Origin of the sequence: Streptomyces sp. NPDC006655 (genome assembly GCF_040703965.1) — a bacterium.
Classification (GTDB): domain Bacteria; phylum Actinomycetota; class Actinomycetes; order Streptomycetales; family Streptomycetaceae; genus Streptomyces.
Map to the genome: position 1 here is coordinate 44602 of NZ_JBEYJU010000009.1, position 25901 is coordinate 70502.

Sequence of the window (25901 nt, forward strand, 5' to 3'; positions counted from 1 at the left end):
GAAGGCCCCCGGCCGGTCAGGCCGCGACGTGTGCGGATCCGTCAGGAGCTCGCACCGTCCGTTCGATCAGGCTGAGCGCGGGTGCTGTCATCACGGTCGACACCAGCGTCATCATCACGAGCATCGCGAACACCGTCGAGTCGATCACGCCCAGGTCCAACCCGACGCTGAGCACCACGAGTTCGGTCAGTCCGCGGCAGTTCAGCAGCGCGCCGAGGGACAGCGCGTGCCGCCGGTCGACACCGGCCGCGCGTGCCGCGACGGTGCTGCCCACCCCCTTCCCGAGCACCGCCACGCCGAGGGCCAGCAGGCACCAGCCCCACAGCCGCGGGTCCGAACCGAGCAGCCCGAACCTGGTGCGCAACCCGGTGGAGACGAAGAACAGCGGCAGCAGCAGCGTCGTGGTGAACGTCCGCACGGGTGCCATCGCCCGGTGCACGTTCCGCTCCCCGCGCGGTGTCACCACGCCGAGGAGGAACGCGCCGAAGATCGGATGCACGCCGATCTCCTCCGTGGCCAGGGCCGAGAGCAGCACCGCCGACAGGACGACCGGCAAGAGCACCCCCTGCGGCAGGCCGGAGCGGACCAGGCGGGCCAGCAGCGGCCGGACGCACAGGAACATCACCAGGACGTAGGCCACCAGCAGCGCGAGGGTGACGGCCACACCGCCGAGCGAGGCGCTGGTCGCCAGGGCCACGACCACGGCCAGCAGGCACCAGGCCGCGACGTCGTTCAGGGCCGCGCACGCCAGCGCCATCGCCCCGAGCAGGGTCCGGTCCAGGCCCCGTTCGACCAGCAGACCGGCCAGCACCGGGAACGCGGTCACGCTCATGGAGACGGCGATGAAGAGGGCGAACGTCAGCAGGGACACGCCGGGCGGCGCCAGCGCCCCGTACATCGCGGTGGCGAGCAGGACACCGCCGGCGAAGGGGATCGCCATGCTCGCCTGACTGACCGTCATCAGGGCCTCACCGCGGCCGCGCAGCAGCCCGACGTCCAGTTCGTACCCGACGAGGAACATGAACAGCACCAGCCCCACCTGGGCCAGGACGTTCAGCGCCGGTGCCAGGTACGGCGGGAACAGCCACGCGTACCCGGCGGGCCAGACGAGCCCCAGCAGCGAGGGGCCCAGCAGGACGCCGGCGAAGATCTCGCCGACCACCTGGGGCTGCCCGATCCGGGCGAACAGCGCCGCGCACGCCCGGCACGCCAGCAGGATCACCGGCAGGACCATGAGCAGCTTGGGGATCGGATCGGGTCCGCTCGCGGCGGTCGGCTGCGCGGCGCCGCCGCCCGCCCCCACGGACCGGGCGTGCAGCAGCAACAGCAGGGCCCCCGCCACCGGCAGGAGCACCAGCGCCCCTTGGCGCAGGGCGATGCGGCCGAGGCGGGCGGAGCGCGGGGGCCGTGCGACGGCCCGGGTGTCAGCCACCGTCGGGCACCTCCTTCACCTGGGGAAGGCCGGTCGCCCGCTCCGGACGGAACCCGACCGCGACGATCCGGGCCTTGGCGCGTTGCAGCGGACCGAGCCGGAACAGCGTGCGCAGCAGGGCCGGCGGCCGGCCCTCGGTCCGGCCCTCCAGCAGCGGCGTCACGAAGCGGTCCTGGATGGTCCGCTGCAACCGCTGGGTCAGCGCGGTCGGCAGCGACCGGCGCTTCTGCACGCGCGCGAGCAGGCGCTCGTCGACCCGGCCGGTGATCAGGGCCGGGGCCAGGATGCGCGCCGCGGCGACCGCGTCCTGGACGGCGAGGTTGATGCCGACACCACCGACCACGGACATCGCGTGCGCCGCGTCCCCGATGGCGAGGAACCCGTCGCGGTACCACCGCTCCGCCCGGTCCAGCCGTACGTCCAGCTCGTGCACGTCGTCCCAGGAGGTGATCTCCGCGGTACGGCCGCCGAGCCACGGGATCAGCGTCTCGATCCGCCGGCGGAACTGGTCGAGGCCGGCGGCGTCGGACCAGGCGTCCGCGGTCCCCTTGGGAATGACGTAGGCGGCCTGCCAGTAGTCACCGCGGTGGATCATCGCCACCATGCTGCCCCGGCTCAGCCGTGCGAAGGTGCGGGCGGGATCGGTGTCCTTCCTGGTCAGCCGGAACCACAGCAGATCCATCGGCGTCCCGAACTCCCGTACCGGCAGGCCCGCGTCCGCGCGCAGCACGGAGCGCCGCCCGTCGGCGGCCACCGTCAGCGGGGCGCGCAGCTCGCGTTCCGTGCCGTCCTGCTCGTAGCGCACCCCGGCGATCCGGCCGTCCGCTTCGATCAGGCCGGTCGCCCGCGCGTTCATCTCGATGCGGAACCAGGGGTACCGGCGGGCCTGCGAGGTGACGAAGTCGAGGAGGTCCCACTGGGGCATGTAGGCGATGAAGGGGTACTTGATGCGCAGGTCGGAGAAGTCGGCGAGGGGCATCTCGCCGTCGTCGGTCACCGCCAGCACCGACGACTCGCGCTGGTGCGGGATGGCCAGGAACTCGGCGCCCACGCCCAGGTCGTCCATGATCTGGAGGGTCGACGCGTGCACGGTGTCGCCGCGGAAGTCGCGCCGGAAGTCGGCGTACTTCTCCAGTACGACCACCTCGACGCCGGCCCGGGCCAGCAGCCAGCCGAGCACGGCCCCGGCCGGTCCGCCCCCGGCGATCACACATCCCGTCTCTTCCGCCTTCCCGGGGTTCATGTCGTCCCCACCTCGACCTCCCTGTGTCCGTCCTTGTGTTCCTCGGCCCCGGGGGACCGCAACGCGGGCCTGTGCAGCAGGAGTACGAGGGCCGCGCCGAGCAGGGCGGCGAGGTTGATGCCGACGAGCGCGGCGCGCGCCCCCCACGCCTGCGCGAGCCAGCCGACCAGGGGGGCGCCGATGGTGGTGGTGCCCATGGTGAGCATCATGAACAGCGCCATGACGCGCCCGCGCATCTCCGGGGCCGACCGCAGTTGCAGGCTGGAGTTGGCGGCGGTGATGAAGGTCAGCTGCGCGACGCCCACCGGTACCAGCGCCACGGCGAACCACGCGTAGCCCGGCATGAGACCGGACACCAGGTTCGCCGCGGCGAACGCGGGCGCGCTGGCCGCGACGAACCGCAGCGGCACCGCCTTGCGGCGCGCCGCCAGCGCCGCTCCGGCCAGCGAGCCGACGGCGACCACCGAGCCCAGCAGGCCGTACTCCCGGGCCCCGCGGCCGAACTCCTTGGTCGCCATGAGGGCGTTGGTGATCTGGGTGTTCGCCGACAGGGTCCCGACGAACGCGGTGACGCCCAGGACCAGCCGGATCCCCGGATCGCGCGCCGCGTAGCGCAGCCCGTCGACGATCATCGACAGCCCGCCCCGTTCGGCCGGGACCTCGTGGAGTCCGGCCGGGTCCATCCGCAGCAGCGCGGTGACGGGCGAGAGCACCGTGGCGGCGGCGATCAGGAACACCGGCCCGGTCCCCGTGGCGGCGATCAGGGCGCCGGCCAGCCCGGGGCCGACCAGCCTGGCGGCATGGAAGGAGCCGCCGGACAGGCCGACCACGCTGGGCACCTCCTCGCGGGTCACCAGCTCCAGCACGAAGGCCTGCACGGTGGGTTGGAACACCGCGTTGACGAGCCCCAGGAGCAGGGCGATCAGGTAGACGTGCCAGGTGCGCACCGCCCCGCCGAGGACCAGTGCGGCCAGCGCGACCCCGCACACCCCCGCCACCAGCTGCGTCCACAGCAGCAGGCGGCGCCGGGGGAACCGGTCGGCGAGCATGCCGCCCACCGGCCCCACCAGCAGGATGGGCAGGAACTGCAGGCCGGTGACCGTGCCCAGAGCGGTCCCGGACTTGCCGGTGAGTTCGAGGACCAGCCAGTCCTGGGCCGTCCGCTGCATCCAGGTACCGATGTTCGCGACGGACAGCCCGATGAGCCACATGCGGTAGTTGCGGTTGCGCAGCGCGGGCAGCATAGGGCGTCACCCGCCGACCGGCTGGAGCGCGCGCGGCCCGGCGGCGGCCGAGCGCATCCACTCGGCCTGGCGCCGCAGCCCGGTGCGCAGGTCGACGGTGGGCCCGTAGGCGAGCAGCTCCGCCGCGGCGGTCAGGTCGGCATGGGTGCTGCGCGCGTCTCCGTCGGCGGCCGGCCCGTGCTCGTACACCACGGGCCGGCCCACCACCTCGCCGACCAGCCGGATGAGCTCCAGCACGGTGACGGGCTCGCCGCTGCCGGCGTTGACGGCGACGGCCCGCGCGTCCGCGTCGGCGGCCAGCAGGTTCGCCCGCACCGCGTCGGACACGAAGGTGAAGTCGCGGCGTTGCAGCCCGTCCCCGTACACGGTGAACGGCCGGCCCGTGAACGCGGACTCGATCATCCGGGTGATGGCCATGTCCGCGCGCTGCCTGGGCCCGTACACCGTGAAGTAGCGCAGGGCCACCATGCTGGTGACCGCGCCCGGCCGGCGGGCGTGGGCCAGGGCGAGCTGTTCGGTCATCAGCTTGGTCGCGCCGTACGGCGACAGCGGGGCCGGCAGCCTCGACTCGGCCGTCGCGCCGTCCTCCGCGCCGCCGTAGACGCTGGAGGACGACGAGACCACCGCGCGCCGGACACCCGCGCGACCCGCCGCGTCGAGCAGGCGGTGGGTGCCCAGCACGTTGCTGTCGGCGTACTCGGCGAACTCCTCGCCCCACGAGGCCCGCACCCCGGGCCGTGCGGCCAGGTGGAACACCGTGTCCGCGCCGTACAGCAGGGGCTCCAGCTCGGCGGTGGCCAGATCGGCGCGGACCAGCACGAACCGCGGGTCGGGGCGCAGGGCGCGCAGGTTGCGGGCGGTCACCTCGGCCGGGTGGCCGCGCAGGTGGTCGACACCGGTCACCAGCCAGCCGGCCGCCAGCAGCGCCTCGCACAGGTGGGAGCCGATGAACCCGGCGGCGCCGGTGACGACGGCCCTGCGCCCGGCGGGGGCCGTCGTCGTACCGCTGTCGGCGGATGTCACGGCCTGGCCCCGGTACCGGCGCGGTCGACGGCGATCTCGTGGATCACGCGCTCGACGGGACCCGCCCAGAACGGGCGCAGCGGGACGGTGTTCTCCCGGTGGATCGGCGCGTCCTCCCAGGCGAGGAACTTCTCGGTGCTCTCCCAGTGCCCGAGCAGGGTGTAGCGCTCGGGGTCCTCGCTGTGCCGCAGCAGCTGCTCGCCGAGGTGGCCGGGGGTGCCGCCGACCTTGGCGCGCACCTCCTCGAAGGCCTGCTCGAACTCCTTGGACGTACCGGGCTTGATACGCGCCGACACCATGACGTAGACGCTCATGAGGCCTCCTTGTGTTCGACGATGTCGAGGACGTCCATGCGCACCGTGGTGCGCATGGCGCGCAGTCCCGCGGTCGCGCTGTCCTGTCGTTCGCTGGTCTCGAAACGGTGGTAGGTGGCGCGGTCGGACCAGTCGGAGGTGATCACATAGGTGATCTCCTCGGGACCCGGCCGACGGCACAGCGTCTGGCGCAGGCAGCCGTCCTGGTGCTGGATCCAGGCGGCCACGGCCGCCCACTCCCGCTCGAAGGCTTCGGCGGCCTGCGGCGACACCGTCATCGTCAGCACCGCGCGCACCGTACGCGCGTCGCCCATCAGATGCCTCCGTCGACGACGATCGTCTGGCCGGAGACGAACCGGGCGCCTTCCCCGGCGAGGAACACCACCACGTCGGCGACGTCCTCCGGGGTGCCCAGCCGGCCCAGGGCGGCCAGCGCCTCGTACCGCTTGCGCACCTCTCCGGTCAGCCCCGCCGCCTGGTCGGTCTCGATGATCCCCGGGGCCACCACGTTGGCCCGGATGCCGCGCGGTCCGGCCTCCTTGCACAGGGAGCGGGTGAAGCCGTAGATCGCCGCCTTGGACGCGGTGTAGTGGGTGCGCGCGACCATGCCGATCATGGCGACGGCGGAGGCGATGTTGATGACGGAACCGCCCTCCCCCATCGTGGGCAGCGCCGCCCTGGTCACCTCGAAGGTGCCGCGCAGGTTGGTGTCGAGGACGCGGCTCCACTCGTCCCCGTCGAGTTCGTCGAGGGTGCGGTGGCTGACGACGCCCGCGTTGTTGACGAGGACGTCGAGACCGCCGAGCGCCTCGGTGGCGGCCGTGACGAGCGAGCGGCACTGGGCGGGGTCGGCCACGTCGGCGGCGTGCACGACATGGTCGCCGCCGTACTGCCCGAGGTCGGTGCGCAGGGCGGCGGCCGCCTCGCCATCGCTGCGGCCGCAGGTGTGCACGGTGGCGCCCCGTGCGGCGAAGGCCAGCACGATGGAGCGGCCTATGCCGCGCGTGCCGCCCGTGACGAGCACGCGTTTTCCTTTCAGATCACTGTCCATTCCGCGACTCCTGTTCTCCGGTCAGGAAACCGGCGTGGGCGAGGACTGCAGGCCGTACAGCTCAAGGGCGTTGCGGTGCGCGACGCGCTCCAGGTCGGCGGCGGCCAGACCGGCCTCGGTCACCAGGCGCAGCGTGGGTTCGAGCGCCTCCATCAGGGGCGGTGCGTCGGTACCGAACAGGACCCGGTCCGGGCCGAGCACCGCCAGGTTGGCCGCGAGGTTGTGCGGGCTGGGGCAGGAGGTGTCCACGTGGACGCGGCGCAGTCCCTCGCTGGGGAGGAACTCGGGTTCGCCGCCGCCCCGCGGTACGGCGGCGAGGTCGAGTTTCTCGGCGAGCTGGGCGACGGCGCCGCCGCCCGCGGCCGCCACCAGCACCAGGCCGGGGTACTTCTGCGGCACGCCGGCGCGCAGCAGGGCGGCCAGTCCGGCGGTGACGTCGTTGAACCGCCCGACGTGTTCCACCATGCCGAAGTCGCCGAGGCTGGCGGCGCCCACGGGCCGGGCCGGCGGGTGCAGCAGCACGGGCACGGCCAGTTCGCCCGCCATCGCGAAGAACTGCTCGGCGCGCGGTGAGCTGAGATATTCGTCGTTGACACTGGAGTTGACGACGAAGCCCACGAACCGCCAGTCCGCGATCAGCTCCTGCGCCTGGGACAGCATGCGCTCGTCGCCGGTCGGGTCCAGGTAGGCGTAGGTACGCAGGGACTGCGGATACCGGTCGACCAGTTCGGCCATGAGTTCGTTGTGGGCCCGTACCTGGTCCGCGGTCTGCCGGTAGTTGTCGACGTCCGGCAGGGGCAGCATCACGCCCGCCCCCACCGGGCTGCCGATCACGGTGAGTTCGATGCCCAGCGCCCGTTTGCGGGCGATGACGGCCTCCGGGTCACGCAGGGACGGCGGGCCGCCGCCCTTCTCACCGGGCGGGCTGAGATGGCCGTGGATGTCGATGAACATCGGCGCTCACAGCCGGTCGAGCCGCGGCGCCCCGGGCGGGGCCGACATCAGGGTGGTGGTGAACTCCAGCTTGCCGAGCACCGGCACCGTCGCGCCGTACATGCCGTCGGCGCCCGGTCCGACCAGGAAGTCGATGACGTCGGCGACGGCGGACGGCTTGGTCGCCTGCTCGAAGTTCATGTGCGGCCGCTGTGCGCGCGCCCGCTCGGTGTCGGCCATCGTCATCACGACCGTGTGCGCGTGCACGCCCCGGCCCTTGACCTCGTGGGACAGGGACTTCACCCAGGCCTGGAGCGCGGCCTTGCCGGCGGCGTACGCGCCGAACCCGGGGAACGGCTCGCTCGCGAGCACCGAGCTGAGGAAGATCAGGTGGCCGCCCCCCTCCAGCTGGGGCAGCACCGCCTGCGTGGCCGCCACCGCGGACAGCACGTTGGCCCGGTACATGCGCTGGTAGGTGTCGAGGTCGGTGAGCATGACGGGGCCGATGTGGAACCCGCCGACCAGGTGGATCAGTCCGTCGACGCGGCCGAACCGGTCGATCGTCTCGGAGACGGCCTGCCGGGCCCGCAGCGGCTCCGTCGTGTCGGCCACGACGGTGGCGATCCGGTCGCCGGCGTCGACGGACTCGGCTATCTCCTTCAGACGGGCCTCGTTGCGGGCGGCCAGCATCAGCCGGTGACCGGAGGCGGCCAGCCGCGCCGTCACCGCCTCGCCCATGTCGCCGGTGGGGCCGGTGACCAGGAACACGCGTGCGTCGCTCATGCCGGCTTCACCGCGCCGTAGCCCTCGGGGACCCGGGTGGTGACCGTGCGCATCATGGCGCGGGCGAAGAACTCCTTGGCGCCCTGCGGGTTGGACATGTCCCGCCGGTCCTCCTCGACCAGGTACTTGTCCAGCTCCTGTTCCACGTACTGGATGCTGGGGTCCTGCGAGAGGTGGGCCATCACCTTGCGGAAGTCACCCTCGAACTCGATCATCCGCACGATCTGCTGGTCCTTCATGAACACCGAGGTGCTCAGCAGCCGGGTCTCGGCGTCGATCTCCGGGTTCGGCGGGTCGTAACTGGCCAGCAGGTTGGCGACGTCCTCCTCCGTACCGGGACGAACCCGGAACGTGACGGCATAGCGCTGCATGTCTCCTCCTGAGACGAGTGGTGACGAGACGGGTGGTGACGAGACGGGTGGTGACGAGACGGGTGGTGACGAGACGGGTGGTGCGGAAGCGGGGTGCGGCGAGTCGCCGGGATCCCGGACCCCAAGTGCACTGGAAAGTAAGGGAGTTGACCCGGCACGTGCACTGCGGAACACGAAGAACACTAGGCGGGCGCGTCCCGGCTGTCGCCCGTCGGCGGGACGGGTCCCGGCCTCCTACCGGAGTGGGAGACGTCCCCTCGAACGGACACCGCACGCCAGTCGAGGGGATACCCCTCCAGCCAGCAGGCCGCCGCCGCGCCCAGCAGCGCACGCCGGTCCGCGCCGGGGCCGCCCCGGCGCTGCGGCAGCATGGCGACGACGGCGCTGCGGCCCGCCACGACCGCGGGGTGACGCCGCGCCAGGTTCGTCAGCATGCGCCCCGGGCCCGCCTCGATCAGCAGGACGTCCCGCTCGCTCAGGAGCGCGTCGAGCGCGGGCCCGAAGAGGACGGGGCGGCACACCTGCGCCGCCCAGAAGGCGGGGTCGGTGGCCTCTTCCGGTCGCAGCCGGCGCGCGGTGATCGTGGAGTAGACGTCGGTCCCGGGCGGCTGGAGCACGGTCCTCGCCAGCGCCGCCTCGGACGTCGCGGCGAGCGGCGCGAGCAGCCGGGAGTGGAACGGCAACGGGATCCGCGCCCGGATGGCGGTGTACCCGGCCGCCTTCAGCCGTGACGCCACGCCGGCCAGTCCCTCCTCGGTGCCGGCGAGCATGGTCTGGTGCGGCCCGTTGACGACACCCACGCTCACGTCGCCGTCGAGGAACTCCGTCAGCCGTTCGACGGGAGCCGCCACGGCCAGCAGCCCGCCCGGTACCGCCTCGCGGTAGGCGTCGGAGCGGGCCGCCAGCAGTGCCGCCGCGTCCACCGGGTCGATGACCCCGGCGACCGCCGCCGCGGCCAGCTCGCCCACGCTGTGCCCGACCAGCGCGGCCGGCCGTACGCCCCAGCTCTCGACGGTACGGGCGAGCGCGTGCCCCAGGGCGAACAGCAGGGGTTGACCGCGTTCGGCGGCGTCGACGGGGACGACGGGGTCCTCCGCCAGCCAGTCGGCCCGCAGCATGTCGCCGTGCGCACCGAAGGCGGCGAACACCTGGTCCATCCGGCGGGTGAACTCCGGTTCCTGGCAATACAGTTGGGCACCCATGCGGGTGTGCTGGGCGCCGTGGCCGTCCAGCATCAGGGCGACCGGCCGAGGCGGCCCGTGCCGGGCCGTCGTCCGCACGGTCGCGTCGCGGACCGCCGCCGGGGCGTCGTCCGCGGGTTGCGTGCCGGTGACGACCGCCGCCCCGCGCACGGGGAGGTCGGGATCCCGGTGGTCCGCCAGCAGCCGGTCCAGCCGCTCGACATGCCCCGGGTGCCGGGTGAGTTCGCCGAGTATCTTCCGTCTGAGCAGCGGTTCGGCCCGTTCGTCCCGGGCCGACCAGGCGAGCAGCATGGGGCCGCTCATGGCACCTCCAGCGGGTCGAGGCGTACGAAGGGAACGGCGGAGCCCCGGCGGGCCACGTCGCGCAGGATGTCCCCGGGTCCCGCGTCCCAGAGCGCACGGGCACCGGCCTCGCCGGCCGCGGCGACGGCGTCGCTCCACCGCACCGGCAGCAGCAGCCACCGGGTCAGCAGATCCGCCAGTCCGTCCGCGGTGACCCGGCGGCGGGCGTCCACACTGGAGACCACGGGGACACGGGGGTCCCGGTACCGCACCCGCTCCACCGCCGAGCGCCAGCGGGGCAGCACCTCCGCCATGAGCGAGCAGTGGTAGGCGCCGCGGATCGGCAGCAGCCGGACCACCGCGCCACGGTTCCTGGCCAGGTCGCCCGCCAGTTGCGCGGCCTTGGCGTCACCGCACAGGATCGTCTGGGCGGGTCCGTTGAACCCGGACGGTTCGAGCACGCCGCGGGTGTCGGCGATCGCGAGCCGGCACACCCAGTCCACCTCACTGGGGTCAAGCCCCATGAGGACGACGAGTCTGCTGGGACGTTCGCGGTCCTGCTCATGCCCGACCAGCCCCAGCTCGAACATCAGGTCGAGGCCGTCGAGGGGGTCGATGGCGCCGGCGTAGGCCAGCGCGGTCATCTCGCCGAGGCTGTGGCCCAGCGTCACCGGGTGGTCGGCGTGCTCGCCGAACCGCCGCCACGCCGAGAGCAGGCCCGCGGCATAGGTGCACGGCTGTCCGGCCCGGGTGTCCGCGAAGTCGATCTCCGCGGCCCGGGTGACCCCCAGCCTGCCGAACAGCCGCTGCACCAGCGCCGTTTCCCCGTGGGCGTCGAGGATCGCATCGACCGCTCGCCGGTCGATCGCCTGGCCGGGAAAGGCGACTCCGGCCACTTCCGCTCCGTGTTGGCTCACGCCTGAACCGTAGGCGGCGCGGCTTTCCCGGTCGTCCTGCCGCCGGACCGATGTGCGCTTCCGCCTGCCGACGGAAGAACCGGTCCCGTGGGCCCTCCCCGTCTCGTGGACTCACCCGCCCCGGCGCAGCAGGCGGGACCACCACGGGTCCAGCCGGGACCGTACGGCTCCCTCGTCGTGGCGGGCAGTCGGCCGGACCGCGGGCACCGGCGTACTCCGGGCCGCGGCCCTCGCACCGCAGGTTCGGGCAGGTACGGCGACGGTGCGCGGTGAACCCGGGACCGACGCGGTGCACCTGCCCGTCGGCCCCGAAGGTGACGTGACGGCCACGGTGCCGTTCATCCAGCCGTCGCCAGCAGCGCCGGCAGGTCGTCCGGGGCGACGTCATACGTCTGGGTGCCCACCGCCGCCAGGGCGAGCGCGGCCAGGGCGGCTCCCTGCCGTGCGCGTCGCTCCGCCCCCGAACCCTCGGCCTTGCAAAGCGATTTGCCCGTGATCTTCCCGTGCGAGCCGCCGGGACTCCGGTGCATAGGGAACGAGTCCCGTCCCCGGCGGCGGTCGTACCGGCCCTCGTCCTCCTGCCGGCGTTCGACAGCGCGGCGATCAGACGTCGACCGAGGCCGGCGACGCGGCAAGCTCTTGGCGTCTCTCTACGTCGTGGACAGGGGCGAGCGCCGGATTACCGGTGCGGCGCCTGCCTTCGGCAGGATGGGCGCATGACCGAGATCCGCACACCTCGCCTCCTCCTGCGCAGCTGGCACGACGACGACCTCGCGCCGATGGCGGACATCAACGCGGACCCACGGGTCATGCGCTGGATCGACGACGGCTCGGTGCGCGACCTGGAGCAAACGGCCGAGGACATCGAGCGGTGGGAGGAGGAGTGGGACGACGAGGCCTTCGGGCTCTTCGCCGTCGAACTGCTGGCCTCGGGCGAACTCATCGGCTTCACAGGACTGTCCGTGCCCGAGTTCCTGCCGGAGGTGATGCCCGCCGTGGCGATCAGCTGGCGGCTCGGCCCCCAGTTCTGGGGCCAGGGATACGCCTCCGAAGCCGCACACGCCACGCTGGAGTTCGCGGTCCAGGACCGCGGCCTGGACCGCGTCATCAGCATCAACCGGGTGGGGGACCACGCCTCCGAGAACGTCATCCGCAAGCTCGGCATGGTGCCCGAGCGGGAGACGACACACCCGGTGTACGGCTACCCGCTGCGCGTTCACGCCATCGATCTCACCGAGTTCCAGGCGTGAACCGGCCGAGCCGTCGAACATCACAGAGCGGCCGACCACGGGCCCTGCGCTCCTGAGCGCGTTGCCTGCTGGGCCACCGCCTTGGCCGACCGGAGCGGACCCGGGTCGCGGTCGGCACGGCGTACGCGGCCCGGCCCGCCGATGCTCAGCCGCAGGCCGCCGAAGCGGCGCCGCCGCTGTCCCGCGTGCCGGCCGCGTCCAGCGCGCCGCGGACTGTGCGCGGACCGCAAAGGCCGCCCGACCCGCTCCGTCACAGGTCGGACGGCCTTGCGCCGGACGTATCAGACGTTGAAGCGGAACTCCACCACGTCGCCGTCCTGCATCACGTAGTCCTTGCCCTCCATGCGGGCCTTGCCCTTGGCGCGGGCCTCGGCGACCGAGCCGGTTTCGACCAGGTCCTCGAAGGAGATGACCTCGGCCTTGATGAAGCCCTTCTGGAAGTCGGTGTGGATGACACCGGCCGCCTCGGGGGCCGTCGCGCCCTTCTTGATGGTCCAGGCGCGGGACTCCTTGGGGCCGGCCGTGAGGTAGGTCTGCAGGCCGAGGGTGGTGAAGCCGACGCGGGCGAGGGTGGCGAGGCCGGGTTCCTCGGCGCCCACCGACTCCAGCAGCTCCAGGGCGTCCTCCTCGTCGAGCTCCGCGAGGTCCGCCTCCAGCTTGGCGTTGAGGAAGATCGCCTCCGCGGGGGCGACCAGGGCTCGCTGCTCGGTCTTGAAGTCCTCGTCGAGCAGTTCGTCCTCGTCGACGTTGAAGACGTAGAGGAACGGCTTGGTGGTGAGCAGGTGCAGGTCGTGGAGGAGCTCGGCGCGCTCCGAGCCCTGCACGATGCCGTGGCCGAAGAGCGTGTCGCCCTTCTCCAGGATCTCCTTGGCCTCCTCGACGGCCTTGACCTTGGGGGCCACGTCCTTCTTGATGCGCGACTCCTTCTGGAGGCGCGGCAGGACCTTCTCGATCGTCTGGAGGTCGGCGAGGATCAGCTCGGTGTTGATCGTCTCGATGTCGTCCTTCGGCGAGACCTTGCCGTCGACGTGCACGACGTTCTCGTCCTTGAAGGCACGGATGACCTGGCAGATCGCGTCGGACTCACGGATGTTCGCGAGGAACTTGTTGCCCAGGCCCTCACCCTCGGAGGCGCCCCGCACGATGCCCGCGATGTCGACGAAGTCGACCGTGGCGGGGAGGATCCGCTGCGAGGCGAAGATCTCCGCCAGCTTGGCCAGCCGGGCGTCGGGGACGCCGACCACACCCACGTTGGGTTCGATCGTGGCGAACGGGTAGTTGGCCGCCAGCACGTCGTTCTTGGTCAGGGCGTTGAACAGGGTCGACTTGCCGACATTCGGCAGGCCGACGATTCCGATCGTGAGCGACACGTTGCGACTTCCCGTAGTGAGTGGGTGAGTGAGCCGGGGGGCTGCCGGTGCCGGCGGGCCGGCCGATCCACCAGTTTACGGGGTTCGGGGCCCCTCGCCCGCGGCCGCGTCGAACACGTGGCCACGGTCTGCTCTTCGGCTTGGTTTCGGCGTGTCTGGTCGGCGAATGGGCACATTAACCGACCTAAGTTGGTCCGGTGGAGCATCACAGGACCCGACCCCGACAGCAAGGCCCACGCCGTGGCGCCCCCCGCGCACCCCTGCCGCCGCAGGCGAGACGGCGACCGGGGACGGCCGAGCGCCGCCCGGGGACGGGACGGTCCCGTACGGCGCCCGTCGCGGCGTCCGGGCCGGGATCGGGTCCACGGCTCACGAGCCTCGGCTGTGCCCTGTTCTGCGGGGCGGCGATGGTCCTGCTCGGCTTCCTGGACGACCTGCTCCTCGGTCCGTCCCTGACCGTGTACGGCGTGCTGTTCCTGCCGGTCTCCGCGCTGACCGCGCTGTGGGTGCGCCCGAGCGATCTGCTGACCGCTCCCGTCGTCGCCCCGATCGCGTTCGCCGTCGGCCTGCTGACCGTCGCCGACGGCAGCGGGTTCCTCGACAGTGTGATGGGCCTGGTGACGGCCCTGTCCACGCAGGCCGGCTGGCTCTACGGCGGCACCCTGGTCACCGGGCTGATCGTCCTCGTCCGCCGGGCCCGGCTGCTCCGCCGCCGACGCAGGCCCTGAGGCGAGCCTTGGAGGAAGGCCGGGACGGGAGCAGGACAGCCGGGAGCAGGACGGCCCCGGGGCGAGGCGGTCGGCCGGGGGCTACTTCGCGTGTTTCGCCGCGCGCATCGCCGCGCCCACGATCCCCGCGTTGTTCTGGAGCTGCGCCGGCACGATCTCGGCCTTGACGCCCTCGATGAAGGGCAGGAACTTGTCGGACTTGCGGCTGACCCCGCCGCCGATGATGAACAGCTCCGGCGAGAACAGCATCTCGACGTGCGTGAGGTACTTGGTGACCCGGTGCCCCCACTGCTCCCAGCTGAGGTCGTGGTCCTCCTTGGCCTTGCTGGAGGCCTTCTTCTCGGCGTCGTGCCCGTCCAGCTCCAGATGGCCGAGCTCCGTGTTGGGGACCAGCTCGCCGTCGACGAACAGAGCGCTGCCGATGCCGGTGCCGAAGGTCAGCAGGAGTACGACACCCTTGCGGCCGCGGCCGGCACCGAACTCCATCTCGGCCACGCCCGCCGCGTCCGCGTCGTTGACCACGGTCACCGGGAGGCCGCCGAGCCGCTCGCTGAACAACGTGCGCGCGTCGGTGTCGATCCAGCTCTTGTCGACGTTGGCCGCCGTACGGATGTGGGTGCCGTCCGTGATCACGCCCGGGAAGGTGAGCCCGACCGGGCCGGTCCACCCGAAGTGGTCGACGACCTGCCGGACCCCGTCGGCGACGCCGTCGGGCGTCGCCGGATGCGGGGTGAGCACCTTGCAGCGTTCCTGCGCCAGGTCGCCCTTTGCCAGGTCCACGGGAGCGCCCTTGATCCCTGAACCACCGATGTCCACGCCGAAGATCTGCATGGCTCCACGTTACGTGGTACGACGGACAGTCACGACGCCGGACGGCCCGCGGTCACACCGTCGTACGGTCTGCTCTCAGGCCCCGGTGCCGGCGCCGCCGCGCTCGGCGACCAGGGCGGCCGCCTCTTCACGCAGGTCACGGCGGAGTTCCTTGGGCAGCGAGAAGGTGATGGACTCCTCGGCCGCCTTGACGATCTCGACGTCGCCGTAGCCGCGCTCGGCGAGCCACTCCAGGACCTGCTCGACCAGGACCTCGGGGACGGAGGCGCCGGAGGTGACGCCGACCGTGGTGACGCCCTCCAGCCACGCCTCGTCGATCTCGTCGGCGAAGTCGACCAGGTACGCGTCGCGCGAGCCGGCCAGCTTGGCGACCTCGACCAGCCGCTTGGAGTTGGAGGAGTTGCGGGAACCGACCACGATGACGAGTTCGGCCTCGGCGCCCATCTGCTTCACGGCGAGCTGGCGGTTCTGCGTGGCGTAGCAGATGTCGTCGCTGGGCGGCGAGATGAGCTGCGGGAACTTCTCCTTCAGGGCGTCGACGGTCTCCATCGTCTCGTCCACGCTCAGCGTGGTCTGGGAGAGCCAGACGACCTTGGACTCGTCGCGGACCTCGACCTTGGCGACGTCGTCGGGGCCGTCGACCAGCTGGATGTGGTCGGGGGCCTCGCCGGAGGTACCGATGACCTCCTCGTGGCCCTCGTGGCCGATCAGGAGGATGTCGTAGTCCTCGTTCGCGAACCGGACGGCTTCCTTGTGGACCTTGGTGACCAGCGGGCAGGTGGCGTCGATGGTGGCGAGCCGGCCGCGCTCGGCCTCCTCGTGGACGACGGGCGCGACGCCGTGCGCGGAGAACATCACGATGTTGCCCGGCGGGACCTCCTCGGTCCGCTCGACGAAGATCGCGCCCTTCTTCTCCAGGGTCTGCACGACGTACTTGTTGTGGACGATCTCGTGCCGGACGTAGACCGGGGCCCCGTACTGCTCCAGGGCCCTCTCGACGGCGATCACGGCGCGGTCCACACCCGCGCAGTAGCCACGGGGGGCGGCGAGCAGGACACGGCGGCCAGACGAAGCAGTCATGGCACCCATCGTAAGGCCGCGTCCGGGGGGTGTTGATCGGGTCCGGGTGACGGTCCTGAGGAGAGAGCGGACCGGTTCGCGGCACGGCGGCGGGGCGGTCCTGTCGGTGGGCGCCGTTACGCTCGCCGCATGGCTCTGAACACGTCCGCCGAGACCCCCGTGCCCGTCGGTGAGATCTCCCGGCTCATCGGCGGGTGGATCGACCGGCTGGGGGCGGTGTGGGTCGAGGGGCAGATCACCCAGCTGTCGCGGCGGCCCGGTGCCGGGGTGGTGTTCCTGACGCTGCGCGATCCGTCGTACGACATCTCGATCGGCGTCACCTGTTTCCGGCAGGTGTTCGACGCCGTCGCCGATGTCGTCGGGGAGGGCGCCCGGGTCGTCGTGCACGCGAAGCCGGAGTGGTACGCGCCGCGTGGGCAGCTGTCGCTGCGTGCGGCCGAGATAAGGCCGGTCGGCGTCGGGGAGTTGCTGGCGCGGCTCGAGATGCTCAAGAAGGCGCTGGCCGCGGAGGGGCTGTTCGCCGCCGAGCGGAAGAAGCCGCTGCCGTTCCTGCCGCAGTTGATCGGGCTGGTGTGCGGGCGGGCCTCGGCCGCCGAGCGGGACGTGCTGGAGAACGCCCGGCACCGGTGGCCGGCGGTGCGGTTCGAGGTGCGCAACGTGCCGGTGCAGGGCGTGCACGCCGTGCCGCAGGTCGTGCAGGCCGTGAAGGAGCTGGACGCGATCGAGGCGGTGGATGTGATCATCGTCGCGCGCGGGGGCGGCAGCGTGGAGGATCTGCTGCCGTTCTCCGACGAGCAGGTGGTGCGGGCGGTGGCCGAGTGCCGTACGCCCGTGGTGTCCGCCATCGGCCACGAGCCCGACACCCCGCTGCTCGACTACGTCGCCGACCTGCGCGCCTCGACGCCCACCGACGCGGCCAAGAAGGTCGTACCGGACGTGGGTGAGGAGCTGGAGCGGGTGCGGATGCTGCGGGACCGGGCCCGGCGGTGCGTCGACGGGGTGGTGGCGCGGGAGGAGCGGGGGCTGGCCCAGGCGCTGGCGCGGCCTGCCATGGAGGATCCGCACCGGATGCTCGACGAGCGGGCCGATCACGTGGCCGGGCTGGTCGATCGCTCGCGGCGCACCCTGCGGCACCTGCTGGAGCGCGCCGACTCGGAGCTGACGCACACGCACGCGCGCGTGGTGGCCCTCTCCCCCGCCGCCACCCTGAAGCGCGGTTACGCCGTGCTGCAGAAAGGCGACGGGCACGTGGTGCGCGACAGCGGCGAGGTCGAGCCGGGTGAGGTGCTGCGGGCGCGGGTCGCGGAGGGCGACTTCACGGTGCGGGTCGAGGGCTAGTACAGGGTGACGAGAAAGGCATGTGCATGAGCGGCAGGACCGAAGAGGCGCTCTCCTACGAGCAGGCGCGGGACGAGCTGATCGACGTCGTCCGGCGGCTGGAGGCCGGCGGGACGAGCCTGGAGGAGTCGCTCGCGCTCTGGGAGCGGGGCGAGGAGCTGGCCAAGGTGTGCAGGCGGTGGCTGGAGGGGGCGCGGGCCCGGCTGGACGCGGCGCTGGCCGAGGAGGAGGAAGCGGAAGGGAAGAGCGAGGAGGGCTGAGGGGGCGAGGGGGGACAAGGGGATGAGACGGCGAGGCTGTGAGGCGGCTCACCACTATCCCGCTTTTGTTGAAGCTTGAACCTTCCTTCGCTAAGGTCGCACCGACAAGCCATCCGGACCACGGTCCGGATTCCGTGCCGACTCCCTCGCCAAGGGATGCGACCCAGGAAGTTCACCATGTCTCTCGTTCTCGACCCCGCCGCTCAGGACCTGCTGTTCCGTGAGGCCCGCACCGCCAACACCTTCACCGACGAGCCGGTGACCGACGAGCAGGTCCAGGCGATCTACGACCTGGTCAAGTTCGGCCCGACCTCCATGAACCAGTCGCCGCTGCGCGTCGTCCTGGTCCGCTCGCCCGAGGCCCGTGAGCGCCTGGTGCAGCACATGGCCGAGGGCAACCAGAAGAAGACCGCCGCCGCCCCGCTGGTCGCGATCCTCGCCGCGGACAACGAGTTCCACGAGGAGCTGCCGCAGCTCTTCCCGCACTTCCCGCAGGCCAAGGACATGTTCGCCGCCAGCCGTGAGGCCCGCGAGAAGAACGCCACCCTGAACGCCGCCCTCCAGGCCGCGTACTTCATCATCGGCGTCCGCGCCGCCGGCCTCGCCGCCGGCCCGATGACCGGCCTGGACCTCGCGGCCGTCCAGAAGGAGTTCCTGGACGACGACCACACCCCGCTGATGGTCGTCAACATCGGCAAGCCGGGCCCGGACGCCTGGTTCCCGCGCGGCCCGCGCCTGGCCTACGACGACGTCGTCACGACCGTCTGAGCAGCCCCCCCCATGCGGAAGAGGCCCCCGGCGTCGCCGGGGGCCTCTTCCGTGCACGGGCGCGCACAGCACGCAGAGCCGCCTCAGGACGTCTTCAGCGCCGCCGCCATCTTCGTCAGCTGGGCGAAGGACGCCGTGCCGGCCACCACCGTCGTCGAACCGCGGGTGCCGTCCAGCACCAGCGCGTCGTAGCGGCCGCCCGTGTAGTGCGTCCAGGTGCGGTCGCCGATCTTCTCGGCCGTCTTCGTGGCCGTCGCGCCCTGGCTCGCGTCGGCGATGAAGTCCGCCGGCTTCTGAGTGGACTGTTCGAGCTGGACGTACTGACCGTCGGGGGTCTGGTACCCCAGGTGCCAGCGGTCGCCCTCCGCGCCCTGGAACCGCACCGACGTGGCCTTCCAGCCACTGGGCAGACCCTCGGGTGCGGCGACCGGGTAGCTCGCGGCGCGGCGCGCCGTCAGCAGCTCCACCCGGTAGTCCACCCTCGGAAGGTCGGGAGCGTGATCGTCGTGCGGGACGAGAAGATAGACGAAGCCCGCCGCGAGGCCGATCAGGGCCAGGGAGAGAATCATGTCCCGGACCGTCTTCTGCTTGCCGTTCGTGCCTGCCACGCCCTCTATGGTCGCAGGTGCCCCTTGCGCTCATCCGTGGGGTCCCCTGCTCATTTTGTCAGCCTGGCGATAGAGTCGACGGGAAACCCTCATCCGGCCGTCGTCGTATCAGAAAGGTGCGCTCCGATGACCGAGAATCATCATCACCTGCCGTCCGAGCTCGATGTCCCCTCCGAGGCCCCCGACCGCAACCTCGCCCTGGAGCTCGTCCGGGTCACCGAGGCCGCCGCGATGGCGGCGGGGCGCTGGGTGGGCCGCGGCGACAAGAACGGCGCCGACGGCGCCGCGGTCCGCGCGATGCGCACCCTCGTCTCCACCGTGTCGATGAACGGCGTGGTCGTCATCGGCGAGGGCGAGAAGGACGAGGCCCCGATGCTCTTCAACGGGGAGCACGTCGGTGACGGCACCGGGCCCGAGGTCGACATCGCCGTCGACCCGATCGACGGGACGACGCTGACCGCCAAGGGCATGCCCAACGCGATCTCCGTGCTGGCCGCCGCCGAACGCGGGGCCATGTTCGACCCGTCCGCCGTGTTCTACATGGACAAGCTGGTCACGGGCCCGGAAGCGGCGGACTTCGTCGACATCGACGCGCCCATCTCCGTCAACATCCGCCGGGTCGCCAAGGCGAAGCGGTCCTCGCCGGAGGGCGTGACCGTGGTCATCCTGGACCGGCCGCGGCACGAAGGGATCATCAAGGAGATCCGGGAGGCCGGCGCGCGCATCAAGCTGATCTCCGACGGTGACGTCGCCGGGTCCATCTACGCGCTGCGCGAGGGCACGGGCGTGGACATGCTGCTCGGGATCGGCGGTACGCCCGAGGGCATCATCTCGGCGTGCGCCGTGAAGTGCCTGGGCGGGACGATCCAGGGCAAGCTGTGGCCCAAGGACGACGAGGAGCGGCAGCGGGCGATCGACGCCGGGCACGACCTGGACCGGGTGCTGACCACCGAGGACCTGGTGACCGGGGAGAACGTGTTCTTCGTCGCCACCGGCATCACGGACGGCGAGCTGCTGCGGGGCGTGCGGTACCGGTCGGAGACCGCGCTGACCGAGTCGATCGTGATGCGCTCCAAGTCGGGGACGGTGCGGCGGATCGACTCCGAGCACCGGCTGCGCAAGCTGCGGGCGTACAGCACGATCGACTTCGACAAGGCGAGGTAGCGCCTTCGGGGGTGGGGGCTGGGATGCGCCGGCGAGTGCGGGCGCGTCGTGGCTCGTCGCGCAGTTCCCCGCGCCCCTATGGGGCGCTGCCCCCTACGGCATCGAAAAGGCGCCCTCTGTGCGGAGAGGGCGCCTTTCGTCAGCCTGCCTGGGCTATGCGGTTCGCCGCCGTCGCTCGTGCCGCCTTCTTCAGCTCCATGTCGCGGCGCCTGCGCCTCGCAAGCACCACCCGGCGTTCCGCCGCCGTGAGGCCGCCCCAGACGCCGTAGGGCTCCGGCTGGAGCAGCGCGTGTTCGCGGCACTCGACCATGACCGGACAGCGGGCGCAGACCCGCTTGGCCGCCTCCTCCCGGGACAGCCGGGCGGCGGTGGGTTCCTTGGAGGGGGCGAAGAACAGGCCTGCCTCGTCGCGCCGGCACACCGCCTCGGTGTGCCAGGGTGCGTCTTGGTCCCTGTCCCGCACTGGCACCCGCTGGGCCGGAACGGCAGCTACCTGCAGGGACGAATGCGGCGGTTGCAGCACGGGTCTACTCCTGACGACGGCTTCGCGAGCGAGAGACGATGCAGCAAGGCCTACCCGCTGTGCGCGGGCCTATGCACAGCGTCCTCAACAGCCGTGGCCCGGCGGCTTGTTCACGACCCCGAAGGCCGCCGGACCGGCACCGATTCGCGACCGTCAACGGTCCAGGTGTTTGCGCACCTTCCGGTCGACCTTGGCGTGCACCCGGTCCAGGATGTCCTCGATGAACTTCCCGCGCTTCGGCCGCGCCTCCACGTTGCCGAGGACGGCCCACCCGTCGACGTAGACGACCGGCGCGTCCGGGTCGGCCGAATCCAGCGTGTCGGCCTCGAAGTTGCCCAGCACGCCGCCGCCGGTGCCGCGCAGCGACACGTTCTCCGGGACCCGGATCTGCACGTCGCCGAAGACCGAGAACGCCTTGATGACGACCTGCTGGTACTCGAAGATCGCCTCCGTGAGGTCGATCTCGACGGAGCCGAACACCGCGTACGCGTGCAGCCGGCGGCCGGGCCGCCAGCGGCCGCGGCGGCGGGCGCTGCTGAAGACGGCCACCACGTTGCTGTCCGCCTCGACGGGGATCGCGCCGGGCGCCGGGCGCGGCGGCACCGGCGTGTAACCGGGGGCGGCCGGACGGGCGTGGGCCGCGGGCAGATCCCGTATGAAGACCTCCAGCTCCCCCACCGTCTTGGCGTTCAGCACCCCCTCCACGCGCTCGGCGTGCTCGTCGGCGGTCAGGCGCCCCTCGGCGAGCGCCTCCCGCAGGATGTCGGCGATGCGGTCACGGTCGGCGTCCGAGGCGCGCAGCTCGGCGACCGGCGCTCCGGCGTGCCCCTGAACGGTCTGCTTCTGAAGGTCCACGACAGCAGCGTACCGAAACGCGATAGATCGCGACTAGGGGTCGGAGATGGCCGGGCGTGTCGAACTGAGCCCTACCTCACAGGTTCCGTGTCAGCGGCAGGTTCTACGCTGGACAGCGCCCGTCGACGCCGACGGGCGGCCGTCCGTCAGAGTGAGGAATGGGCTGAGATGCCTGAGTTCGCGTACACCGATCTGCTCCCCCAGGGCGAGGACACCACGCCGTACCGGCTGGTGACCTCCGAGGGCGTGTCCACCGTCGAGGGACCGGACGGGCGGACGTTCCTCAAGGTGGAGCCGGAGGCGCTGCGCAAGCTCGCCGCGGAGGCGATCCACGACATCCAGCACTACCTGCGCCCCGCCCACCTCGCCCAGCTGCGCCGGATCATCGACGACCCGGAGGCGTCGGGCAACGACAAGTTCGTCGCGCTCGACCTGCTGAAGAACGCGAACATCGCGGCGGCCGGCGTGCTGCCCATGTGCCAGGACACCGGCACGGCGATCGTGATGGGCAAGCGCGGCCAGAACGTGCTCACCGAGGGCGGCGACGAGGCGGCGCTGAGCCGCGGCATCTACGACGCGTACCTCAACCTCAACCTGCGCTACTCCCAGATGGCTCCGCTCACCATGTGGGAGGAGAAGAACACCGGCTCCAACCTGCCGGCCCAGATCGAGCTGTACGCCACCGACGGCGGCGCCTACAAGTTCCTCTTCATGGCCAAGGGCGGCGGCTCGGCCAACAAGTCGTTCCTGTACCAGGAGACGAAGGCCGTCCTGAACGAGGCCTCCATGATGAAGTTCCTGGAGGAGAAGATCCGTTCGCTGGGCACGGCCGCCTGCCCGCCGTACCACCTGGCGATCGTCGTCGGCGGCACGTCCGCCGAGTTCGCGCTGAAGACCGCGAAGTACGCCTCCGCGCACTACCTGGACGAGATCCCGGCCGAGGGCTCGGAGCTGGGGCACGGCTTCCGGGACAAGGACCTGGAGCAGAAGGTCTTCGAGCTGACGCAGAAGATCGGCATCGGCGCGCAGTTCGGCGGCAAGTACTTCTGCCACGACGTGCGCGTGGTGCGGCTGCCCCGGCACGGCGCGTCCTGCCCGGTCGCCATCGCCGTGTCCTGCTCCGCGGACCGCCAGGCCGTCGCGAAGATCACCGCCGAGGGCGTCTTCCTGGAGCAGCTGGAGACGGACCCGGCGCGGTTCCTGCCGGAGACGACCGACGAGCACCTGGACGAGTCGTCGGACGTCGTGAAGATCGACCTGAACCAGCCGATGGACACGATCCTCGCCGAGCTGACCAAGTACCCGGTCAAGACCCGGCTCTCGCTCACCGGCCCGCTGGTCGTCGCCCGGGACATCGCGCACGCCAAGATCAAGGAGCGGCTGGACGCGGGCGAGGAGATGCCGCAGTACCTGAAGGACCACCCGGTGTACTACGCCGGTCCGGCCAAGACCCCCGAGGGCTACGCGTCCGGTTCCTTCGGCCCGACCACGGCCGGCCGCATGGACTCCTACGTCGAGCAGTTCCAGGCGGCGGGCGGCTCCAAGGTGATGCTGGCCAAGGGCAACCGCAGCAAGCAGGTCACCGACGCCTGCGCCGAGCACGGCGGCTTCTACCTGGGCTCCATCGGCGGCCCGGCCGCCCGGCTCGCCCAGGACTGCATCAAGAAGGTCGAGGTCGTCGAGTACGAGGAACTCGGCATGGAGGCGGTCTGGAAGATCGAGGTCGAGGACTTCCCTGCGTTCATCGTCGTCGACGACAAGGGCAACGACTTCTTCCAGGACCCCGCCCCCGCGCCGACGTTCACGACGATCCCCGTGCGGGGTCCGGGTCTCGGCTGATCCCGCGCGGCGCGCCCGCCCCTGGTCCGTACGGGGGCGGGTGGGGCCGGTCCGGAACATCCCCGCGGTCCCGATCGCTATACGGGTATGAGCGACTACCGCATCGAGCACGACTCCATGGGCGAGGTCCGGGTGCCCGCCGACGCCAAGTGGCGGGCCCAGACGCAGCGCGCCGTCGAGAACTTCCCGATCTCCGGCCGGCGGATCGAGCGCGCCCACATCGAGGCGCTCGCCCGCGTCAAGGGCGCCGCGGCGAAGGTGAACGCACGGCTCGGGGTGCTCGACGAGGACGTGGCCGAGGCGATCCAGGAGGCGGCCGCGGAGGTCGCCCGCGGGGACTGGGACGACCAGTTCCCCGTCGACGTCTTCCAGACGGGCTCGGGCACCTCGTCCAACATGAACACCAACGAGGTCATCGCCACGCTGGCGAGCGAGCGGCTCGGCCGGGACGTCCACCCCAACGACCACGTCAACGCCTCGCAGTCCTCCAACGACGTCTTCCCGTCCTCGATCCACATCGCCGCCACCGCCGCCGTCACCCGGGACCTGATCCCGGCTCTCGAACACCTCGCCGACTCCCTCGGCAGGAAGTCCGAGGAGTTCGCCGAGGTCGTGAAGTCCGGGCGTACGCACCTGATGGACGCCACACCGGTGACCCTCGGGCAGGAGTTCGGCGGGTACGCCGCGCAGGTGCGGTACGGGGTCGAGCGGCTGCGTGCCTCGCTGCCCCGGCTCGCGGAACTGCCGCTCGGCGGGACCGCGGTCGGCACCGGGATCAACACCCCGCCGGGGTTCTCCGCCGCCGTGATCGAGGAGGTCGCCCGGGTGACCGGGCTGCCGTTCACCGAGGCCCGCGACCACTTCGAGGCGCAGGGCGCGCGGGACGGGATCGTCGAGACCAGCGGGCAGCTGCGGACGGTCGCGGTCGGCCTGACGAAGATCGCCAACGATCTGCGGTGGATGGCCTCCGGGCCGCGCACCGGGCTCGCGGAGATCGCGCTGCCCGATCTCCAGCCGGGGTCCTCGATCATGCCGGGGAAGGTCAACCCGGTCGTCCCCGAAGCCGTGTTGATGGTGTCGGCCCAGGTCATCGGGAACGACCAGACCATCGCGTTCGCCGGTGCGGCCGGCAACTTCGAGCTCAACGTGATGCTTCCGGTCATCGCGAAGAACGTGCTGGAGTCGGTGCGGCTGCTCGCCAACGTGGCGCGGCTGCTGGCCGACCGCACGGTGGACGGCATCACCGCGAACCGGGAGCGGGCGCGGGAGTACGCCGAGTCCTCGCCGTCCGTGGTGACGCCGCTCAACAGGTACATCGGGTACGAGGAGGCGGCCAAGGTCGCCAAGAGGGCGCTGGCGGAGCGCAGGACGATCCGTGAGGTGGTGCTGGAGGGCGGGTATGTCGAGAAGGGCGATCTGACGGTCGAGCAGTTGGACGAGGCGCTGGATGTCCTGCGGATGACACGCCCGTAACCGGGTGCGAACGTTTCGCGCCGCCCGGTGAGAACCGTGACGTCCGCCGCAGCGTCGTATGCCTGTGGCACCTAATATCTGTGCATGGCAGACGGTGGAGCGGTGAGACGCGTGAGGCGCGGGGAAACGGGTGGCGCGACCGGGAACGGGAGCGGTTTCTGGACGCCCGGGAGTCAGATCCTGTGGCGGTACCGGGAGAACGCCGGTACCGGCTTCCACATCGCGCGCCCCGTCACCGTCGTACGGGACGACGCGGAGCTGCTGGCCGTGTGGCTGGCGCCCGGCACGGAGTGTGTCAAGCCCGTGTTCGCCGACGGCTCCGCGGTGCGCGAGGAGCCGCTGGAGTCCCGGTACACCAAGCCGCGGACCGTGGGGCACGGCCACTGGCTGGGCACCGGAGTGCTGAAGCTGGCCAGGCCCGGTGAGCCCTGGTCGGTGTGGCTGTTCTGGGAGCCGGGCTGGCACTTCAAGAACTGGTACGTCAACCTTGAGCAGCCGCTGGCCCGTTGGGACGGCGGGGTGGACTCGGAGGACTACTTTCTGGACATCGCGGTGCACCCCGACCGCAGGTGGGAGTGGCTCGACGAGGACGAGTTCGCGCAGGCCCAGCAGGACGGGCTGATGGACGCGACGAAGGCCGCGGCGGCGCGGGCCGCGGGCCTGTCCGCGGTCGAGGCGGTACGGGCCTGGCGGGCGCCGTTCTCGGACGGCTGGCAGCACTGGCGTCCGGACCCGGCCTGGGCGGTTCCGTCGCTGCCGGAGGACTGGGACCGGACGCCCGCGCACGTGTCCTCATGAGACCCTTGATGCGCCCCCGGTCCACAACCGTAGGATCGTCCTCCGCAAGGGCGCGTCGAGGACACGCGTCGTGCGCAACTCCCGGGCGATCTTCCGGGCTTGACCGAACGTCACCGAGGGGCGGCAGGACGTGAGCGAGGGGTACGAGGGCAGCACGGGCGAACGGCGCGCCGGCCCGGGACCGTTCGCCGGTGGCACGGCAACGGTCTCCGGTCACGCCG

At 71.7% G+C, this 25901-nt stretch carries 28 protein-coding genes; 9 read left to right on the top strand and 19 right to left on the bottom strand.

Going from position 1 to position 25901, the window contains the following annotated elements; translation table 11 throughout:
- Positions 1–16: 16 nt before the first annotated feature.
- The 13 genes from AB0958_RS07555 to AB0958_RS07615 all read right to left on the bottom strand — a co-directional run bounded on the left by AB0958_RS07555 (position 17) and on the right by AB0958_RS07615 (position 11325).
- Positions 17–1432, bottom strand: a complete 1416-nt coding sequence (locus AB0958_RS07555) for a cation:proton antiporter (protein WP_366889393.1) — start codon at positions 1430–1432, stop codon at positions 17–19.
- Positions 1425–2675, bottom strand: a complete 1251-nt coding sequence (locus tag AB0958_RS07560) for an FAD-dependent oxidoreductase (protein WP_366889395.1) — start codon at positions 2673–2675, stop codon at positions 1425–1427. Before AB0958_RS07560 ends, AB0958_RS07555 begins: the two co-directional genes overlap by 8 nt.
- Positions 2672–3919, bottom strand: coding sequence for an MFS transporter (locus AB0958_RS07565; protein WP_366889397.1), 1248 nt, complete (start codon positions 3917–3919; stop codon positions 2672–2674). Before AB0958_RS07565 ends, AB0958_RS07560 begins: the two co-directional genes overlap by 4 nt.
- Before the next feature lie 6 nt (positions 3920–3925).
- The gene (locus AB0958_RS07570; protein ID WP_366889398.1) at positions 3926–4942 is read right to left on the bottom strand and encodes an NAD-dependent epimerase/dehydratase family protein; all 1017 of its coding nucleotides are present in this window, start codon (positions 4940–4942) and stop codon (positions 3926–3928) included.
- Positions 4939–5256, bottom strand: coding sequence for an antibiotic biosynthesis monooxygenase (locus AB0958_RS07575; RefSeq protein ID WP_366889399.1), 318 nt, complete (start codon positions 5254–5256; stop codon positions 4939–4941). The genes AB0958_RS07570 and AB0958_RS07575 overlap by 4 nt, the downstream gene beginning before the upstream one ends.
- Positions 5253–5570 (bottom strand): antibiotic biosynthesis monooxygenase family protein, encoded by a 318-nt coding sequence (locus AB0958_RS07580; RefSeq protein ID WP_366889400.1) that lies wholly within the window; start codon positions 5568–5570, stop codon positions 5253–5255. Before AB0958_RS07580 ends, AB0958_RS07575 begins: the two co-directional genes overlap by 4 nt.
- Positions 5570–6307, bottom strand: coding sequence for an SDR family NAD(P)-dependent oxidoreductase (locus tag AB0958_RS07585; protein WP_366889401.1), 738 nt, complete (start codon positions 6305–6307; stop codon positions 5570–5572). Before AB0958_RS07585 ends, AB0958_RS07580 begins: the two co-directional genes overlap by 1 nt.
- Positions 6308–6328: 21 nt before the next feature.
- Positions 6329–7261 (bottom strand): amidohydrolase family protein, encoded by a 933-nt coding sequence (locus AB0958_RS07590; protein ID WP_366889402.1) that lies wholly within the window; start codon positions 7259–7261, stop codon positions 6329–6331.
- Positions 7262–7267: 6 nt separating this feature from the next.
- A complete protein-coding gene (locus tag AB0958_RS07595) occupies positions 7268–8023 on the bottom strand; it encodes an SDR family oxidoreductase (protein WP_366889403.1) in 756 nt (251 codons plus the stop codon).
- Entirely contained in the window at positions 8020–8394 is a 375-nt protein-coding gene (locus AB0958_RS07600) for a TcmI family type II polyketide cyclase (RefSeq protein ID WP_132888619.1), read from the bottom strand. The genes AB0958_RS07595 and AB0958_RS07600 overlap by 4 nt, the downstream gene beginning before the upstream one ends.
- Before the next feature lie 182 nt (positions 8395–8576).
- Positions 8577–9899, bottom strand: a complete 1323-nt coding sequence (locus AB0958_RS07605; protein ID WP_366889404.1) for an acyltransferase domain-containing protein — start codon at positions 9897–9899, stop codon at positions 8577–8579.
- Complete coding sequence (locus AB0958_RS07610) at positions 9896–10795, bottom strand: ACP S-malonyltransferase (protein ID WP_366889405.1); 900 nt, start codon at positions 10793–10795, stop codon at positions 9896–9898. Before AB0958_RS07610 ends, AB0958_RS07605 begins: the two co-directional genes overlap by 4 nt.
- A 338-nt stretch (positions 10796–11133) precedes the next feature.
- Positions 11134–11325 carry a hypothetical protein gene (locus tag AB0958_RS07615; protein WP_366889406.1) on the bottom strand — a complete coding sequence of 64 codons (192 nt, stop codon included), beginning with the start codon at positions 11323–11325 and terminating at the stop codon, positions 11134–11136.
- 186 nt (positions 11326–11511) lie between these two features.
- Here AB0958_RS07615 and AB0958_RS07620 point away from each other — a divergent pair, with 186 nt between their 5' ends.
- On the top strand, positions 11512–12045 hold the full coding sequence (locus tag AB0958_RS07620; protein ID WP_366889407.1) for a GNAT family N-acetyltransferase: 534 nt from the start codon (positions 11512–11514) through the stop codon (positions 12043–12045).
- Positions 12046–12326: 281 nt separating this feature from the next.
- On the opposite strand, the gene ychF is transcribed toward AB0958_RS07620, so the two are convergent.
- The gene (gene ychF / locus AB0958_RS07625) at positions 12327–13415 is read right to left on the bottom strand and encodes a redox-regulated ATPase YchF (protein ID WP_358978455.1); all 1089 of its coding nucleotides are present in this window, start codon (positions 13413–13415) and stop codon (positions 12327–12329) included.
- A 197-nt stretch (positions 13416–13612) separates the two neighbouring features.
- Between ychF and AB0958_RS07630 the strand changes: the two genes are divergently transcribed.
- A complete protein-coding gene (locus AB0958_RS07630; protein WP_366889408.1) occupies positions 13613–14143 on the top strand; it encodes a DUF6542 domain-containing protein in 531 nt (176 codons plus the stop codon).
- Positions 14144–14224: 81 nt separating this feature from the next.
- On the opposite strand, the gene ppgK is transcribed toward AB0958_RS07630, so the two are convergent.
- On the bottom strand, positions 14225–14974 hold the full coding sequence (gene ppgK, locus AB0958_RS07635) for a polyphosphate--glucose phosphotransferase (protein WP_366889409.1): 750 nt from the start codon (positions 14972–14974) through the stop codon (positions 14225–14227).
- A gap of 75 nt (positions 14975–15049) precedes the next feature.
- Positions 15050–16063, bottom strand: a complete 1014-nt coding sequence (locus tag AB0958_RS07640; RefSeq protein WP_366889411.1) for a 4-hydroxy-3-methylbut-2-enyl diphosphate reductase — start codon at positions 16061–16063, stop codon at positions 15050–15052.
- A gap of 120 nt (positions 16064–16183) precedes the next feature.
- On the opposite strand from AB0958_RS07640, the gene xseA reads away from it, so the two are divergent.
- The 3 genes from xseA to AB0958_RS07655 all read left to right on the top strand — a co-directional run bounded on the left by xseA (position 16184) and on the right by AB0958_RS07655 (position 18420).
- On the top strand, positions 16184–17392 hold the full coding sequence (gene xseA / locus AB0958_RS07645) for an exodeoxyribonuclease VII large subunit (RefSeq protein WP_366889412.1): 1209 nt from the start codon (positions 16184–16186) through the stop codon (positions 17390–17392).
- A 26-nt stretch (positions 17393–17418) separates the two neighbouring features.
- Positions 17419–17652: an exodeoxyribonuclease VII small subunit gene (locus AB0958_RS07650; protein WP_358978465.1), complete on the top strand. Its 234-nt coding sequence runs from the start codon at positions 17419–17421 to the stop codon at positions 17650–17652.
- Between the two features lie 177 nt (positions 17653–17829).
- A complete protein-coding gene (locus AB0958_RS07655; RefSeq protein WP_366889413.1) occupies positions 17830–18420 on the top strand; it encodes a malonic semialdehyde reductase in 591 nt (196 codons plus the stop codon).
- A gap of 83 nt (positions 18421–18503) precedes the next feature.
- Here AB0958_RS07655 and AB0958_RS07660 read toward each other — a convergent pair whose 3' ends face one another.
- The gene (locus AB0958_RS07660) at positions 18504–19028 is read right to left on the bottom strand and encodes a DUF4245 domain-containing protein (protein ID WP_366889414.1); all 525 of its coding nucleotides are present in this window, start codon (positions 19026–19028) and stop codon (positions 18504–18506) included.
- A 126-nt stretch (positions 19029–19154) separates the two neighbouring features.
- Between AB0958_RS07660 and glpX the strand changes: the two genes are divergently transcribed.
- Positions 19155–20192 carry a class II fructose-bisphosphatase gene (gene glpX, locus AB0958_RS07665; protein ID WP_366889415.1) on the top strand — a complete coding sequence of 346 codons (1038 nt, stop codon included), beginning with the start codon at positions 19155–19157 and terminating at the stop codon, positions 20190–20192.
- Positions 20193–20331: 139 nt separating this feature from the next.
- Here glpX and AB0958_RS07670 read toward each other — a convergent pair whose 3' ends face one another.
- Both AB0958_RS07670 and AB0958_RS07675 read right to left on the bottom strand, forming a co-directional pair.
- Positions 20332–20715 (bottom strand): WhiB family transcriptional regulator, encoded by a 384-nt coding sequence (locus AB0958_RS07670; protein ID WP_350781383.1) that lies wholly within the window; start codon positions 20713–20715, stop codon positions 20332–20334.
- Between the two features lie 153 nt (positions 20716–20868).
- Positions 20869–21570, bottom strand: a complete 702-nt coding sequence (locus AB0958_RS07675) for a DUF1707 domain-containing protein (protein ID WP_366889416.1) — start codon at positions 21568–21570, stop codon at positions 20869–20871.
- 168 nt (positions 21571–21738) lie between these two features.
- Here AB0958_RS07675 and AB0958_RS07680 point away from each other — a divergent pair, with 168 nt between their 5' ends.
- The 3 genes from AB0958_RS07680 to AB0958_RS07690 all read left to right on the top strand — a co-directional run bounded on the left by AB0958_RS07680 (position 21739) and on the right by AB0958_RS07690 (position 25680).
- Positions 21739–23409: a fumarate hydratase gene (locus AB0958_RS07680; protein WP_358978475.1), complete on the top strand. Its 1671-nt coding sequence runs from the start codon at positions 21739–21741 to the stop codon at positions 23407–23409.
- A gap of 87 nt (positions 23410–23496) precedes the next feature.
- Positions 23497–24882: a class II fumarate hydratase gene (locus AB0958_RS07685; RefSeq protein WP_366889417.1), complete on the top strand. Its 1386-nt coding sequence runs from the start codon at positions 23497–23499 to the stop codon at positions 24880–24882.
- 84 nt (positions 24883–24966) lie between these two features.
- On the top strand, positions 24967–25680 hold the full coding sequence (locus AB0958_RS07690) for a DUF402 domain-containing protein (RefSeq protein ID WP_366889418.1): 714 nt from the start codon (positions 24967–24969) through the stop codon (positions 25678–25680).
- The last annotated feature ends 221 nt before the right edge of the window (positions 25681–25901 follow it).

Bases quoted from the DNA above. Each gene is read 5' to 3' on its own strand.
- AB0958_RS07605 (WP_366889404.1), bottom strand. From the start codon at position 9,899: ATGAGCGGCCCCATGCTGCTCGCCTGGTCGGCCCGGGACGAACGGGCC.
- glpX (WP_366889415.1), top strand. From the start codon at position 19,155: ATGACCGAGAATCATCATCACCTGCCGTCCGAGCTCGATGTCCCCTCC.
- AB0958_RS07680 (WP_358978475.1), top strand. From the start codon at position 21,739: ATGCCTGAGTTCGCGTACACCGATCTGCTCCCCCAGGGCGAGGACACC.
- AB0958_RS07580 (WP_366889400.1), bottom strand. From the start codon at position 5,570: ATGGGCGACGCGCGTACGGTGCGCGCGGTGCTGACGATGACGGTGTCG.
- AB0958_RS07690 (WP_366889418.1), top strand. From the start codon at position 24,967: ATGGCAGACGGTGGAGCGGTGAGACGCGTGAGGCGCGGGGAAACGGGT.
- AB0958_RS07620 (WP_366889407.1), top strand. From the start codon at position 11,512: ATGACCGAGATCCGCACACCTCGCCTCCTCCTGCGCAGCTGGCACGAC.
- AB0958_RS07685 (WP_366889417.1), top strand. From the start codon at position 23,497: ATGAGCGACTACCGCATCGAGCACGACTCCATGGGCGAGGTCCGGGTG.
- ppgK (WP_366889409.1), bottom strand. From the start codon at position 14,974: ATGCAGATCTTCGGCGTGGACATCGGTGGTTCAGGGATCAAGGGCGCT.
- AB0958_RS07595 (WP_366889403.1), bottom strand. From the start codon at position 8,023: ATGAGCGACGCACGCGTGTTCCTGGTCACCGGCCCCACCGGCGACATG.
- AB0958_RS07590 (WP_366889402.1), bottom strand. From the start codon at position 7,261: ATGTTCATCGACATCCACGGCCATCTCAGCCCGCCCGGTGAGAAGGGC.
- AB0958_RS07650 (WP_358978465.1), top strand. From the start codon at position 17,419: ATGAGCGGCAGGACCGAAGAGGCGCTCTCCTACGAGCAGGCGCGGGAC.
- AB0958_RS07640 (WP_366889411.1), bottom strand. From the start codon at position 16,063: ATGGGTGCCATGACTGCTTCGTCTGGCCGCCGTGTCCTGCTCGCCGCC.
- AB0958_RS07615 (WP_366889406.1), bottom strand. From the start codon at position 11,325: ATGCACCGGAGTCCCGGCGGCTCGCACGGGAAGATCACGGGCAAATCG.
- AB0958_RS07655 (WP_366889413.1), top strand. From the start codon at position 17,830: ATGTCTCTCGTTCTCGACCCCGCCGCTCAGGACCTGCTGTTCCGTGAG.
- AB0958_RS07575 (WP_366889399.1), bottom strand. From the start codon at position 5,256: ATGAGCGTCTACGTCATGGTGTCGGCGCGTATCAAGCCCGGTACGTCC.
- xseA (WP_366889412.1), top strand. From the start codon at position 16,184: ATGGCTCTGAACACGTCCGCCGAGACCCCCGTGCCCGTCGGTGAGATC.
- AB0958_RS07600 (WP_132888619.1), bottom strand. From the start codon at position 8,394: ATGCAGCGCTATGCCGTCACGTTCCGGGTTCGTCCCGGTACGGAGGAG.
- AB0958_RS07565 (WP_366889397.1), bottom strand. From the start codon at position 3,919: ATGCTGCCCGCGCTGCGCAACCGCAACTACCGCATGTGGCTCATCGGG.
- AB0958_RS07585 (WP_366889401.1), bottom strand. From the start codon at position 6,307: ATGGACAGTGATCTGAAAGGAAAACGCGTGCTCGTCACGGGCGGCACG.
- AB0958_RS07560 (WP_366889395.1), bottom strand. From the start codon at position 2,675: ATGAACCCCGGGAAGGCGGAAGAGACGGGATGTGTGATCGCCGGGGGC.